The organism is Bradyrhizobium oligotrophicum S58, assembly GCF_000344805.1.
Taxonomy (GTDB): Bacteria; Pseudomonadota; Alphaproteobacteria; order Rhizobiales; family Xanthobacteraceae; genus Bradyrhizobium; species Bradyrhizobium oligotrophicum.
Genome location: NC_020453.1, coordinates 979658 through 994619 on the forward strand (window position 1 = coordinate 979658; position 14962 = coordinate 994619).

Consider the following 14962-nt stretch of genomic DNA (forward strand, 5'->3'; position numbering starts at 1 on the left):
AGGCCGTTGCAGGCTGAGGAATTGACCATGTTCAAGGCCGTGTCATTTCGTGTGTCGCGTTCAAGTCGTTTCGCTGGTTTGAGGGGGCTGGCGCTCGCTCTGTTGATGGGCTCCGCCGTCCCGTCGGGCGCCGGCGCTGCGCAGATTTTCCTCACCAGCGGATCGACCTGGACGGTCCCGAGTGATTGGAACAGCGCGAACAACACCATCGAGGTCATTGGCGGCGGCGCGGGTGGTGCGGGTTCGAACGCGTCGACCGAAGGTGCCGGTGGCGGCGGCGGTGGCGGCTATTCGAAGATATCGAATCTGCCGCTGCAGCCGGGCGCCTCGATCACCTACCGGGTGGGGGCCGGCGGTGCGGGCGGCGGCGCAGCGAGTGCCGGTGCCGGTGGTGGTGACACCTACTTCAACGGGTCTGGAACGACCTGCCAGGCGCAGTCGGTCTGTGCCAAGGGCGGCAGCGCGGGCCTGAACAGCAGCGGGTTGAATGCCGCGGCCGGCGGACAAGGCGGCGCGTTGGCCAACGGCATCGGTTCTGTCAGATATTCAGGCGGCGCGGGTGGCAACTCGGGCGCCAGCAGCAACGGCGGCGGCGGCGGCGGCGGCGCCGCAGGTCCGTTGGGTCATGGCGGCAATGGCGGCTCCTCCGGCCAGAACGGCTCGGGCGGCGGCGGCGGCGGCAATGGCGGCGGCACGAGCGGTGTCGGCGCCGGCGCCGGCGGCAACAACAACTCCGGCGTCGGTGGAGGATCTGCAGGCTCCGCCGGCGTTCCGGGAGGCAATGGCAATCGCGGTGGTGGCGGCGGCGCCGGCTACTGGAACGCCAGCGCCTGGGTCAACAATGCCGGCGGCAGCGGCAGCACCGGAACGGAGTGGGACGCCTCCCATGGCTCCGGAGGCGGTGGCGGCAGTGGGGCGGGTGGCGGCGGTGGCGCCGGTGCCGCGAACGGCGCAGCCGCGCTTTATGGCGCGGGCGGCCCCGGCGGCTCGGGCAACAACACCGCCGGCATGCCCGGTGCGTCCGGCATCATCGTCATCAACTACACGCCCGTCCCGCCGCCGCCCTCGTCGGCAACGCGGATCTATCTGACTAGTGGCTCGACCTGGACGGTTCCGAGCGACTGGAATAGTTCGAGCAACACAGTCGAGGTGATCGGCGGTGGCGGCGGTGGCGCTGGCTCGAATTCCTCGACGGAAGGTGCCGGCGGCGGTGGCGGCGGCGGCTATTCGAAGACCGTCAACCTGTCGCTGCAACCTGGCTCGAGCGTCAGCTATCGGATCGGACTTGGTGGCGGTGGCGGTGGCGCGGCCAATGCGGGCGCGGGCGGTGGTGACACGTATTTCAATGGCACCGGCACCACATGTCTGTGGCAGTCGGTCTGTGCCAAGGGCGGCAGCTCCGGGCAGGGCAGCAGCGGCCTCAACGCTGCCGGTGGCGGTGCCGGCGGCACCGCAGGCAGCGGCGTCGGCACGGTCAGATATTCGGGCGGTGCTGGCGGCAACTCCGGTGCGAACAGCAATGGCGGCGGCGGCGGCGGTGGCGCTGCCGGACCGAACGGCAATGGCGGCAATGGCGGCACCAGCGGACAGAACGGCTCCGGCGCAGGCGGTGGCGGACATGGCGGAGGGACGAACGGCGCCGGCGCGGGCGTGGGCGGCAACAACTACGTGGGAACGGGAGGCGGCAGTGCGGGCGTGGCCGGAGTTCCCGGCGGCGTCGGCAGCAATGGCGGTGGCGGTGGCGCCGGTTATTGGAGTGGTGTCAACAACGCAGGTGGTAGCGGCAGCACGGGCTCCGAGTGGGATGCGACCCATGGCTCCGGTGGTGGCGGCGGCAGCGGCGCCGGTGGCGGTGGCGGACCAGGCGCGGCGAACGGGGCCGCAGGTCTCTACGGCGCCGGCGGTCCGGGCGGCTCCGGCAATAGCATGGCCGGAACGGCGGGCGCGCAGGGCATCATCGTCATCACCTACACGCCGGCGACCGGTTCAGGCTCGGGGTCGACGCCGGTCGCCGACATCTACACGATCACGCGCACGTCGTCGTTCTCCTACGACGCTGCCTCGGGATTGCTGACCCAGGAAGTCGTTGAGCCGGATACCCCGGCGGCGCGGCTGCAGACCGACTATGTCTACGACGCCTTCGGCCACAAGCAGTCGGTGACGGTCGGCGGCGCCGACATCGTCAGCCGCTCCAGCACGAGCACCTACGACGCGCGCGGACAGTTCGGGACCTCGAACACCAATGCGCTCGGGCAGAGCGAAAGCTTCCAATATGATTTGCGCTTTGGCCAGCCGACCAGCCAGACCGGGCCGAACGGGCTGACCACGACGTTCAGCTATGACGAGTTCGGTCGCAAGATCCAGGTGGTGTCGCCGGACGGCACCCAGACCCGCTGGTCCTACCAGTTCTGCAGCGGCGTCAATGGCGGCACCGCGAGTTGCATGTCCGGCGCGAGCTATCTGGTGCAGCAGACGTCCTTTGCGGTCGATGGGTCGACGGTGATCGCACCGCCGGCGACCGTGTTCTTCGACGCGCTGGAGCGCGAGATCGGCCGGCAGACCCAGGGCTTCGACGGTAGCATCGTCCAGGCCACCAAGAGTTATGATGCGCTGGGGCGGGTGACGCAGACCAGCCGGCCTTACTTCCAGAACGGCGGCACGCCGCGTTACACCACCCTCACCTACGACACGCTCGGGCGCGTGGTCACCACGACGCAACCGGACGGCAGCATCTCGCAGGCCGCCTATCATGGCCTCACGACCACCGAGACCAACGCGCTCAACCAGACGCGCACGACGGTCAAGAACAGCCAGGGCCAGGTGGTCTCCGTCACCGACGCGCTCGGCCAGACGCTGACCGCCGCCTATGACGCGGTCGGCAACATGGTGCAGACCACGGATCCGGTCGGCAATGTCGTCACTGCGAGCTACGACATCAGGGGCCGCAAGATATCGAGCTCCGATCCGGATCTCGGTATCTGGAGCTACACCTACAATACGCTCGGGCAACTGACGACGCAGACCGACGCCAAGGGGCAGGTCGTCAGCGTGAGCTACGACAAGCTGGGCCGAACGGTGCAGCGGGTCGAGCCGGACATGACCTCGGTGTGGGTCTACGACACCGCGGCCAACGGTATCGGCAAGCTGGCCTCGACCGGCATCACCTCGGGCTCCGGCAACGGCTTTGCCCGCAGCGTCAGCTATGACAGCCTCGGCCGTCCGCTGCAGGTTGCGACCACCGTCGATGGCGCAACCTATACGATGGGCGCGACCTATGACGCCAACAGCCGGCTGACCAAGGTCAGCTATCCCTCCGGCTTCACCGCGCGCTACGGCTACAACAGCCTCGGCTTCGCCAACCAGCTCCAGGACGACGCCACCAGCCAGTCCTATTGGACGGCCTACGCGATGGACGCCGAAGGGCACATCACCCAGCAGGCTGCCGGCAACGGCCTCGTCACGACCCGCGGCTTCGATCCGCTGACCGGGTCGCTGCTCAGCGTCGTCACCGGCGTCAACAATGCGGTTCAGAACCAGACCTTCGGCTATGACCGGCTTGGCAATCTGACTTCGCGCGGCGACGGCAATACCAATGTCAGCGAGAGCTTCGCCTATGACGCGCTGAGCCGGCTGACGACGTCGACCACCAATGTCAACACCGCGCCGCTGGTCAAGACGTTCGCCTACAGCCCGATCGGCAATATCCTGTCGAAGTCGGATGTCGGCACCTACACCTATCCCGCCGCCGGGCAGCCGCGGCCGCATGCGGTCACGGCCGTCTCGGGCGGCACGATCAGCGCCACCTTCATTTATGACGCCAACGGCAACCAGACCTCCGGTCTCGGCCGCAGCATCGTCTACACCTCCTACAACAAGCCGGCGAGCATCACGCAGGGGACGCGGACGATCTCCTTCGTCGACGACACCGACCACCAGCGCTTCAAACAGGTGACGCCGGAGGGCACGACGCTCTACATCGCCGCGTTCGGGGTGGCCGCCGAGGTGCAGAACCCCGGCACGGTGACGCAGAAATGGACCGATTATCTTCTGGTCGGCAACGCCCGGGTCGGCATGCGGGTGGCGCAGACATCGGGTGGCAGCACGACCATCACGACGCGCTACTTCCACACTGATCATCTCGGCTCGATCTCGGCGATCTCCGACCAGAACGGCCTTCTGGTCGAGCGTCTCAGCTACGACGCCTGGGGCAAGCGCCGCAACGCCGACGGCAGCGACGACACCACCGGCAGCATCACCAGCCAGACCACCCGCGGCTTCACCGACCACGAACAGCTGTCGGTCGGCGGCCTCATCCATATGAATGGGCGTGTCTACGATCCGCTGCTGGCGCGCTTCACCAGCGCCGACACCATGACGGAAAGCCCGTTCAGCACCCAGGGCTGGAACCGCTATTCCTATGTCGGTAATGATCCGCTCACGTTCACCGATCCGTCCGGCCACTGCTTCCTCGGCTGCTTCTGGAACGCTATCGGCAAGGCGTTCAGCAGCGCGTGGCGAGCGGTCACGCACTTTTTCCAGACCAATGCAATTGCACGGTCGATCCTGCAGATCGCGCTGACGATCGGCATGGGAGGAAGTCCGATCGCGGCCGGTCTGGCGGCCGCGATCGTGACGGGACTGTCCGGGGGCAGTCTGGGCGATGTCATAAAATCCGGGCTCATAGCCGGCTTCAGCGCCTTTGCGTTCAGTCAGATCCCGGTGATGTCGCTAGCGCAGATTGCGGCTGCCCCGATGCGCTTCGTGGGAGCTGTCGCTGCCAACGCGGTCGTTGGCTGCGCCTCCTCGGCCATCTCCGGCGGCTCATGCCAATCTGGAGCAGCATCTGCAGCCGCGGGTGCGCTGTTGTCGCCTATCACCGGGGAATTGTTCCCTGACGCGAAGACTAATATCGCTCAGCGTATTGGCGGCACGATTGTGCAGGCTACCGCAGGTGGTATCGCCTCCGTAGCTGGCGGCGGAAAGTTCGCCAACGGTGCAGTCAGCGGCGCGCTCCAATACCTCGCGAGCTTTAGTCCTGAAAATGGTGCAACGGATGGTGCAACGGGAGGAGGAGGAGCGCCAGCTTGGCGGTTTACCCGTGATCAAAACGGCAACCTTGTTTATGTCGAAAACAACTGGGCGTTTAGCACATGTGACGAGTGCCTATACATGACGGATGCGTACGGGGCTCCAAGGGGCAACGGAACTCTACACCCAGGCTTAGATTTTTCTACACGTGGTTTGACCGGCATCGATGCCTTAAGCATCGTGGATGGAAAGGTCATACAGATCGGATCGAACGGTTTTGGCCCGTATTCCGTCACGATCCAGGCTAATGACGGACTATTTTACACGTACGGTCATCTGAACAATAACTACGTTAAAGAGGGGCAGCGTGTGGAATGGGGAACGCCTCTTGGTGAGATCGGAAATCTAGGCTTTTCCACCGGAATCCATCTACATATACAAGCCTCGGCTGTGGCACCTTTTGGCGTCACTAGTCGTATGATTGGGATCAAGTGTTCTCAAAGCCTAATTCGCGGGTGCTAGAATGAAATGTCCTTCAAAAAAATGGAGTCTAGTCGTCTGCAGCTTCCTGATGCTGGTGAACGCCGCTCGTTCCGCGCAGGCAAATTCAAGCGACGAGGACAAAATGTTGGGAGATGCTCGCGTTGCTAGTGAGGAATCCTCATCAAGTTTGAGGGTAATGGAGCCTAGAGCGCTCGCAAAAGGTGAAGCGCAGCGAATAGGAGGTCGGCTGATCGTTACCCTGCGCTCGGGTAAAACGAAAGTATATTCAGACCGTCTTGCATGCAGTAGACCTGCGGAGGAAACAAAATGCATTCGATATAGCTTGGTTGTTCATGCCAAGACGCGCTCTTCGTATATAATAGCGAAGCAGTACTACGAGGGACTAGAGGCGATTGTAGTGAATGAAGTGTCTGGCGTGGAGACGATAGTAAGAGGAATTCCAAGCTATTCCTCCGACGGCAGGTCGTTAGTTGTCTTTCTGGAAAATGATCCAGAAGTAGGGTTTGCAGTTGAGGTTTGGCAAAAAAATGGAGATCGGTTCGCTAAGGTCTGGACAGGATCTCCGAACTCAGATGGGATTTACGTCTCATATCGGCTCATCCGATGGATATCCGAAGATGCGTTTCTGATTGAGACTAAGACGAAATATGGAGGAAAAAAACCGGACGCGTTGCAGGAGGTATTAATAGTGCGTGATGCAAGCGGATGGAAGATAGCTCCGCGATAGAGTCGCCGGGGGTTACCGGGGGTTACCGGGGGTTATGGTGACAGTGCATATAATTAGCCAGTGAGCTTCAAGCTCAGGTGCCCCGCATGAGGTGAACCTCGCGAGCGTCCCGTGTCGTGCGGAAGCGACGGGCGGAGTCGAAATGCCGGAAACTACGGCGGCGCGGCGCAAGACGGTTGCATCGTTGTGGACATCGCTCCCGATCCGGCTGGCTGCTTCACAGGAAGCTTCGTTGAGGTTCAGAAAATTCATGACGAGACCCACCTTCCGATAGTTCGGTGCGGTGCACGTAAAAATTGTAGATTGTCCGCTGTCGCCAAGTGTTGCATCAAAGGGTGTGTATGACTCGTCGGGACGTTGCGCAATCAATATCTCTCGCGGTCAAAACCTCCTAAACTGCAGTTGTTAGTTGTTCTGCAGCTCAACTGCGTGGGGTCGGGGTGATTGCGTTGCGCGACGGGGGTCGCAGAATTTGGTTGATGGCGCTTCCCGTGGCGCTGGCGCTGGCGTTGTCGGCGTGCCAGACCATGGAGGAGGGCACGTCGTCGTTCGCTTGGAGCGCAAGCAGTCCAGAGGCCGGATCAGCTGTTCAGGCGCAGGCGGCGATGCGGTCGTCGGCGGGGAGCGTGCGTGCGGGCAAGTTGTCTGGCTCGCCATTGCTCGACGACAACAAAGGCGGGCCGGTGACCATGGTGGAAGGCACCGGGCGCTTCGTCGGCGAGCCGCCAACCGGGGCGGTGTCGCGCGCATCCGAGGATGCCGCCGACGGCGTCACCATCAATCTCGTCGGCGTGCCGGCGCCGCAGGCGGCGAAGACCGTGCTGGGGGATATTCTCGGGGTCAAGTACACGGTTGATCCGGGGATCGAGGGGCGGATCACAATCCAGACGCCGAAGCCGGTGGCGCGGTCGGCTGTGATTGATCTGTTCCAGGCGGCGCTGCGGGCCAACAATGCGGCTGTCGTCAACAATCGTGGCATCTATCGCATCGTGGCGGCGGACCAGACGGCGGTGTCGTCGGCGTATCGCACGGACGACGTGGCTGATGGCGGCGAGATGGTCGGCAACGGGCTGCAGGTGGTGCAGCTGAAATATGTCTCGGCCTCCGAGATCCGGCGCGTCGTCGAGCCGATCGCGCCGCGGGGCGGGGTGGTGCGGGTCGATGATGCGCGCAATTTGATCACGCTGTCCGGCAATCGCCAGGAGATCGCGGCGATGATGGATGCGATCGCGCTGTTCGACGTCGACACCATGAAGGGCATGTCGTTCGCGCTGATCCCGGTCAAGACCTCGGCGCCCGACGCGATCGCAACCGAACTGAAAAGCGTGTTCGCCTCCGATCGCGACGGGCCGATGGCCGGCATGGTGCAGTTCGTCCCCAACAAGCGGCTGCGCTCGATCCTGGTGATCTCGCCGCAGGTCCAGTATCTGCGCCGCGCGGAGAGCTGGATCCGCAAGCTCGACGCGCAGGCGCAAGGGTCCGAGAAGCAGCTCTTCACCTACGCCGTGCAGAACCGGCGCGCCCAGGAACTGGTCGACGTGCTGCAGTCGATGTTCCCGACGGACACCCAGACAGCGACATCCGGGCGGCGCACGGTGGCGCCGAACTATCAGGAGGCGGCGGTGCAGTCGCAGCCGGCATCGTCGGGCGGCGGGTTCTCCGGGTCATCGTCATCGGGATTCACCGGAGGCCTCGGCTCCTCCGGCGGCGGCATGGGGGGAATGCGGACCCCGGCGCCGACCACGTCCGCGCCCAGCGTCACGCCGGCGGCGGCAGCGCCCGCGCCCTCCGGCCGCGAGGGCGATGCCGACGGGCCGCGGCTCCGGATCGTCGCCGACGAGGCCAAGAACGCGATCCTGATCGAGGCAGCCAACGCCGACTACAAGCGCGTGCTGCAGGTGATCGAGCGGCTCGACCAGATGCCGAACCAGGTGCTGATCGAGGCGACCATCGCCGAGGTCACGTTGAACGACGATCTGCGTTTCGGCGTGCAATGGTACATGCAGAAGCACAGCTCGAAATTCACCCTGACGGAAGCCGCCTCCGGCGCCGTCAGCTCGGTCTTTCCCGGCTTCTCCTATGCGTTGACCGCGGCCAATATCGCCGCCACGATCGACACGCTGAACCAGATCACCAACGTCAACATCGTCTCCTCGCCGTCGCTGGCGGTCATGGACAACAAGGCGGCGGTGCTGCAGATCGGCGACCAGGTTCCGATCACGACACAGTCGGCGACCTCGACCCTGACCACGGGCGCGCCGATCGTCAATTCGGTGAGCTACAAGGACACCGGCGTGATCCTGTCGATCACGCCGCGCATCAACGAGAGCGGACGCGTGCTGCTCGACATCGAGCAGGAGGTGTCGAGCGTGGCGCCGACCACGTCCTCGAACATCGATTCGCCGACCATCCGGCAGCGCAAGATCAGGACCTCGGTGGTCGTCAACGACAGCGATGCGCTGGTGCTGGGCGGGCTGATCCAGGAGGGCCGCACCACCGGCCGCAGCCAGCTGCCGATCATTGGCGACATCCCATTTATCGGCAATTTCGCCGGTAGTCGCGACAACGTCATCGGCAAGACCGAGCTGATCATCCTGATCCGGCCGCACGTGATGCGCAGCCTCGACGAGGCGCGCAGCGTGACCGAGGAGTACCGCCACTTCATGGCGATCGAGGGTCCGCATCGCCGGCAGCCGGCGCGGCGGCGGGTCGAGGACACCGGACGCAGGATTCTCGACTGATGCCGCGCTTCCGCTACCGCGCCTACGGCACCGACGGCTCCTTCGCGGAGGGGACGATCGAGGCTGCGTCCGCGGATGCGGCGAGCGCGACTCTGTGGGCGCAGGGGTTGTCGCCGTTCCAGATGCAGGCCGCCGATAGCGCCGGCACGGCATGGTGGAACCGCGAGATAACGCTCGGCAACGGCGCGGCGCGCGCGGACCTTTTGGCCTTCACGCGCGAGTTCGCCACGCTCTGCGCGGCCGACATTCCAATGGACGACGCCTTGCGCATCGTGCAGACACAGGCCTCGGCAGCACGGCTGCGCGCCCTGGTCGAGGCACTGCTCGCCGATGTCCTCAATGGCCGCCCGTTGTCGGAGGCGATGCAGGCGCAGCCGCGCATCTTCCCGGCCGACTATGTCGCTGTCGTGCGCGCCGGCGAGAGCGGCGGGCGGCTGGCGCAGGTGCTGACCGAGCTTGCCGAGCTCCTGGAGCGGCGGGCGGAGATCCGTGCGCGCATCCAGTCGGCGCTGATCTATCCCGCGATGCTGATCGTGCTGAGCCTCGCAACGCTCGCGATCATCGTTGGCGGCGTGATCCCGTCGATGGCCCCGATCTTCACCCAGAGCGGCAAGCCGCTGCCATTGACCATCCAGCTGATGCTGGCCTTGAAGGCGCATTGGCTCGAGATCGTGGTCGGCGGCGTTGCCACCATCGTGGCTGGGGGGACGGTCGTCGCATTCGTGCTGGCCGATCCCGGCCGCCGCCGGCGTCTCGACCGGCTCGCGCTGCGGCTGCCGCTGCTCGGCGGCTTCCTTCTGCAGCAGGACACCGCGCGCTTCGCCCGCACGCTCGGTACGATGCTGATGGCCGGCGTGCCGTTGATCGCGGCGACGAAATCGGCGAGCGACGTCGTCGACAACCGTCATCTCCGCGCCGGCATGGAACAGGCGATCGAGCGGATCCAGCAGGGCACAGCGTTGCACCGCGCGCTACGCAACGAGGTCGCCTTGCCGGCCGTGGCGCTGCAGATGATCGCGGTCGGCGAGGAGGCTGGCAAGCTCGACCGCATGCTGCTGCGCGTGGCGCAGATGCTGGAGAAGCAGCTGCAGACCAGCGTCGATCGCTTCATGGCGGCGTTGACGCCGGCGATGACAGTCGGCATCGCATTGATCATCGGTGCGCTGATCATGCCGGTGATGAACGCCGTCCTCAGCATCAATGATCTGGTGGGGCGATGAGCGCGCGGGCGGCAGTGGGGCGGGACGAGGCGAGCGCCGGCTTCACGCTGGTCGAGATGCTTGCCGTGCTCGTCATCCTGGCGCTGACGGTATCCGCCGCTGTCCCTTTGCTATCCCGCGGCGCCGGCACGGTGAGCCTCGATGCGGCGACAGGCGAGATTGCGTCGGCGCTGCGCGCGACGCGCTCGGCTGCGATCGTACAGAACCGCGTGATGACCTTGACCATCGACGTCGACCGCCGGACCTTCAGCTCGGACGTCGTCCGGCCGCGCACCTTCGCGCCGGACATCCAGGCGAAGCTGACCTATGCCGCCGCGACGCGCGTGGGCGCTGCCGTGGGCGGTTTCCGGTTCTTTCCGGACGGCTCGTCGACCGGCGGCGATCTGAGCCTGGAGTTGAACGGGCATCATGTCAGGCTCTGTGTCGAATGGCTGACAGGGACGGTGCGGACCGCCGCGACGTGTTGAGGGGAGGGGACGATCATGCTGGGATGGATGGAATGTCTTGATGTCGTGAAGCTGCGCGTGGCCGCGTGGCGCGGGCAATTCCGGCTTCGTTTACGCAGAGGCCGCGATGGCGAGGCAGGCTTCACCTTGGTCGAGATGCTGGTCGTCATCACCATCATCGGCCTGATCATGGGTCTCGTCGGCCCGCGCGTGCTGAGCTATCTCTCCGACTCCAAGCTCAAGACGGCGCGGATCCAGATCCGCAGCCTGTCCTCGGCGCTCGACCTCTATCACCTTGACAACGGCCGCTACCCGACCGCAGCCGAAGGGCTCGGTGCGCTGGTGCAGAAGCCGGCCACCGCGACCACCTGGAACGGACCCTATCTCAGCGGCACCCTGGTCCCGAACGATCCGTGGGGACGGCCTTATGTCTACAGATTCCCGGGGCAGCACGGCACCTACGACATCGTCTCGCTCGGGCCCGAGGGACGTGAGGACGAGACCTCGGCCACGGCCAATGTGACGAGCTGGCAGCCGTGACTCCCGCCACGGCAGAGGTGAAGCACGCGGACGGCGACGACGCCGGCTTCACGCTGGTGGAGATCCTCGTCGCACTGGCCATGCTGTCGGTCGGCCTCGCTTTGGTGATGAGCCTGTTCTCGACCGGACTGTCACGAACGGGCATGGCCGAACGCGTGGCTGGTGCCGTTGCGCTGGCGCAGTCGCTCATGGCCCAGGTCGGCAATTCGATTCCGCTGCGCACCGAGACGCGCGATGGTGCCGAGGCGAACGGCTATCGGTGGCGCCTTGCGATGCAGCCCTATCGGCCGGCGCCAAACAGCGATGCACGCCCGGTCGAGCTGTATCAGATCTCGGTCCAGGTCGGCTGGCTGGAAGGGCAGGACCCGCGCTCCTATGCGCTCTCGACGCTTCGCCTCGGGCCCAGAGTCTCCAAGTCGCAGTGAGCCAGACCGATGACGTCGCCGAAAGCAAGCGGGATGGATGATCGCGACGCAGGCTTCACCCTGGTCGAGGTTCTCGTTGCGCTGGCGTTGTTCAGCCTGCTCGCCGTTCTGCTGTTCGACAATCTCAAATTCGGCGTGCAGGCCTGGCGCAGCGGCAGCGCCCGCGCGGAGTCGTTCCAGCGCGAGCTCGCGGCGCAGGACGTACTGCGGCGGCTGATCGGCAATCTCTATCCGATGATGCTGGGCGAAGGCGCGGCGCAGCGGCGCATCGATATCGACGGCCAGTCCGAGAGCCTCGAGTTCCTCAGCGACGCGCCGGCCGTGTCCGGTGGGGCCGGCCGCTTCCGCTTCAAGCTGTTCGCCGACCGCAGGCGTGACGGGGTCGATCTCGTTCTGCAGTCCCGACCCGAACTGGCGGCGAAGCAGGACACCGAGCGGACGCTGCTGGTGTCCGACATCGATCGGATCGAGCTCAGCTATGCGGCAAGAGCAACGGGAGACGCCAATGCGGCCTGGAGCACAAGCTGGAAGGATCAGAGCGAGGCTCCCGGCCTGATCCGGCTGCGGGTCCTGATGCGTCCCGACGATGCCCGTCACTGGCCGGAGCTCGTAATCGCGCCGCGGGTGCAGGCCGATGTGGCCTGCGTCTACGACGCGCTCACGATGCGCTGTCGCGGGCGATAGGGGGCGACATGCCGGTGCTGTCGGTTCTCTGGGGGGTGGCGCTACTGACGGCGATTGCACTGTCGCTGTCATGGTCGAGCAGCGTGTCCTATGGCCTTGCCCGTAACGGCGTCGATCAGGCCGCTCTCGGTGCGCTCGTCGAGGCCGGCGTGAACGCCGCCATCGACGGTCTGCTCGATGCCAGGGCGGACCGCCGCTGGCGCGCCGACGGCCGTCTCTACACGCTCGATTTCAACGGGACGCGGATCGGCATCAGGATTCAGGACGAGCTCGGACGGGTCGACCTCAACCAGACCGATGAGGCAATGCTGAACAGCCTGCTGCTATCAGCAGGGCTGGACGCGCGGGCCGCCGCTGACCTGACCGACAAGATCGTGGATTGGCGAACCGCAACGTCCCTGAAGCACCTGAACGGCGCCAAGGACCGGGACTACACGTCGCGCAACGCCGCCTATCATCCGCGTAACGGTCCGTTCCAGAGCGTCGATGAGCTGCTCCTGGTCATGGACATGACACCTTCGATCTTTGCCCGGATCGCGCCGGCGCTCACGGTCCATTCGGGCCGGCAGTTCGTCGATCCGCAACTGGCGCCGCGCGAGGTGCTGCGCGCGCTGCCCGGCGTGACCGCGCAGAGTGCCGAAGCGACGGTGGCCGCGCGCGACGGCGCCAGATCTGGCCTCGCCGAAGGCAACCCGATGACGGTGCTGCGTGGCCGCGCCTTCACGATCCGGACCGAGTTTGCCTACGCGTCACGCGTGGTCGCAGGCGAGGTCGCGGTGCGCCTGACGGAGAATCCGCAGCAGCCCTATTGGGTGCTGAGCTGGGGGACGCGATGACGGGACACGCAATTCCTGCAATGCAGCGGGACGAGGCCTTCGTCGCAGACATCGAGCAGCCGCGCGCGCTGCCGCACCGGTCCATGCAAGACATGGACAGGACCGCGCTGTTGCAGAGTTTTGGCGACTTCCTGCGCGAGGAAGGCATTGTCGATCGTATGAGCCTCGACCGTGCCGGACGCGCGGCGCAAACCACCGGAGACAGGCTCGACACCGTGCTGACCAAGCTCGGTCTGGTGTCGGAGGCCGGTCTGGTCGCGGCGTTGGCGAAATTCCTGGCACTCGATCTGGTGCGTCCGGATCAGATTCCGATCGACCCTGTGTTGCCCGAACTGGTCGAAGCGGAGTTCGTGCGTCACAATCATGTGCTGCCGCTCGGCTGCAGCGATGGCCGGCTTGCCGTCGGCGTGACCGATCCGTTCAACCACGATCCGATCCGGGCCCTTGCATTCCTCACGGGTCTTTCGGTCGACATGCGGCTGTTCACGGCGGCGGATTTCGACAAGGCCTGCGCGGGGCTCTATCCCGCCATGTCGCGCAGCGACGAGACCCGCGCCACCGGCGGCGCCGAGGCCAACGAAGCCGACGTGCAGCGGCTGCGCGATCTTGCGAGCGAGGCGCCGATCATCCGCCTCGTCAACCAGATCATTACCAGTGCCGTCGAGGCGAGGGCGTCGGACATCCATATCGAGCCCAATGTGGACCAGGTGCTCGTCCGCTATCGCATCGACGGCGCCTTGCGCTCGGTCCAGGTGCTCGCGGCGGACCTGCGTGCCGCGATCACCTCCCGCGTGAAGATCATGTCGAAGCTCGACATTGCGGAGCGGCGCCTGCCGCAGGACGGGCGCATCAAGATCGCGGTCCGCGGCATCGACATCGACTTCCGCGTCTCCACGATCCCCACGGCCTTCGGCGAAAGCGTCGTGCTGCGCGTGCTCGACCGCAATCGCATCAGCCTCGATTTTGTCGAGCTCGGATTTTCCAGTGAGCATATCGCGATGCTCCAGGCCCTGCTGCAGCAGCCCAATGGGATCATCCTGGTCACAGGACCGACCGGCAGCGGCAAGACCACGACGCTGTATACGGCGCTGAAGACGCTCAACAGCACCGAGCGCAAGATCTTCTCGGTGGAGGACCCGATCGAATATCAGATGCCGGGGATCAATCAGGTGCAGGTCCAGTCGGAGATCGGGCTGACGTTTCCTCACGCGCTGCGCTCGATGCTCCGGCAGGATCCGGATATCATCATGATCGGTGAAATCCGCGATCTCGAGACGGCGCGCATCGCCATCCAGGCCTCGCTGACCGGTCACCTCGTGCTCTCGACGCTCCACACCAACGATGCGGCGTCTGCGATCACGCGGCTGATCGACATCGGCGTCGAGAACTATCTGCTGGCCTCGACGCTGAAGGGCGTGATTGCGCAGCGTTTGGTACGCAGGCTCTGTTCCCGTTGTTCCCATGGTCATCCGCAGGCGAGCTATTGGGCGGAGAGCTTCGAGCGGTCCGTGACCGGACTCCGTGCGTTGGGGCAGCCAGACATTCGCCAGCCGCAAGGCTGCTCCGATTGCGGCAATGCCGGCTTCTCCGGACGTTCGACCATCGCGGAGATGCTGGTCGTCGACGAGGCATGTCAGAGTCTGATCCTGGCCAAGGCGTCGGACACTGCGATCGAGCGCGCCGCCCGCGAGCAGGGCATGCAGAGCATGTACGAGACCGGAGTCCGGAAGGTCTGGCGCGGCGAGACCACGATCGACGAAGTTCTGCGCGCGACGCGCATGGGATAGGGCGGCGGGACGGGCGATGCATGA

Annotated in this window: 10 protein-coding genes; all 10 read left to right on the forward strand. The window is 65.3% G+C overall.

Annotation, left to right across the window (positions count from 1 at the left end; translation table 11 throughout):
* Nucleotides 1–27: 27 nt before the first annotated feature.
* Nucleotides 28–5550: an RHS repeat-associated core domain-containing protein gene (locus S58_RS35735; protein ID WP_015664021.1), complete on the forward strand. Its 5523-nt coding sequence runs from the start codon at nt 28–30 to the stop codon at nt 5548–5550.
* Nucleotides 5551–5599: 49 nt separating this feature from the next.
* Nucleotides 5600–6259, forward strand: coding sequence for a hypothetical protein (locus tag S58_RS37230; protein ID WP_144058240.1), 660 nt, complete (start codon nt 5600–5602; stop codon nt 6257–6259).
* 479 nt (nt 6260–6738) lie between these two features.
* A complete protein-coding gene (gspD, locus tag S58_RS04355) occupies nt 6739–9000 on the forward strand; it encodes a type II secretion system secretin GspD (RefSeq protein ID WP_015664023.1) in 2262 nt (753 codons plus the stop codon).
* A complete protein-coding gene (locus S58_RS04360; RefSeq protein ID WP_015664024.1) occupies nt 9000–10220 on the forward strand; it encodes a type II secretion system F family protein in 1221 nt (406 codons plus the stop codon). Before gspD ends, S58_RS04360 begins: the two co-directional genes overlap by 1 nt.
* Nucleotides 10217–10687 carry a GspH/FimT family pseudopilin gene (locus tag S58_RS04365; RefSeq protein WP_015664025.1) on the forward strand — a complete coding sequence of 157 codons (471 nt, stop codon included), beginning with the start codon at nt 10217–10219 and terminating at the stop codon, nt 10685–10687. The genes S58_RS04360 and S58_RS04365 overlap by 4 nt, the downstream gene beginning before the upstream one ends.
* Nucleotides 10688–10702: 15 nt before the next feature.
* Nucleotides 10703–11206 (forward strand): type II secretion system major pseudopilin GspG, encoded by a 504-nt coding sequence (gspG, locus tag S58_RS04370; protein ID WP_015664026.1) that lies wholly within the window; start codon nt 10703–10705, stop codon nt 11204–11206.
* Nucleotides 11203–11631 carry a type IV pilus modification PilV family protein gene (locus S58_RS04375; protein ID WP_015664027.1) on the forward strand — a complete coding sequence of 143 codons (429 nt, stop codon included), beginning with the start codon at nt 11203–11205 and terminating at the stop codon, nt 11629–11631. Before gspG ends, S58_RS04375 begins: the two co-directional genes overlap by 4 nt.
* Nucleotides 11632–11664: 33 nt before the next feature.
* Nucleotides 11665–12315 (forward strand): prepilin-type N-terminal cleavage/methylation domain-containing protein, encoded by a 651-nt coding sequence (locus S58_RS04380; protein WP_015664028.1) that lies wholly within the window; start codon nt 11665–11667, stop codon nt 12313–12315.
* A gap of 8 nt (nt 12316–12323) precedes the next feature.
* Nucleotides 12324–13151 carry a type II secretion system minor pseudopilin gene (locus S58_RS04385; protein WP_015664029.1) on the forward strand — a complete coding sequence of 276 codons (828 nt, stop codon included), beginning with the start codon at nt 12324–12326 and terminating at the stop codon, nt 13149–13151.
* Nucleotides 13148–14938, forward strand: a complete 1791-nt coding sequence (locus S58_RS04390; protein WP_244440701.1) for a GspE/PulE family protein — start codon at nt 13148–13150, stop codon at nt 14936–14938. Before S58_RS04385 ends, S58_RS04390 begins: the two co-directional genes overlap by 4 nt.
* The last annotated feature ends 24 nt before the right edge of the window (nt 14939–14962 follow it).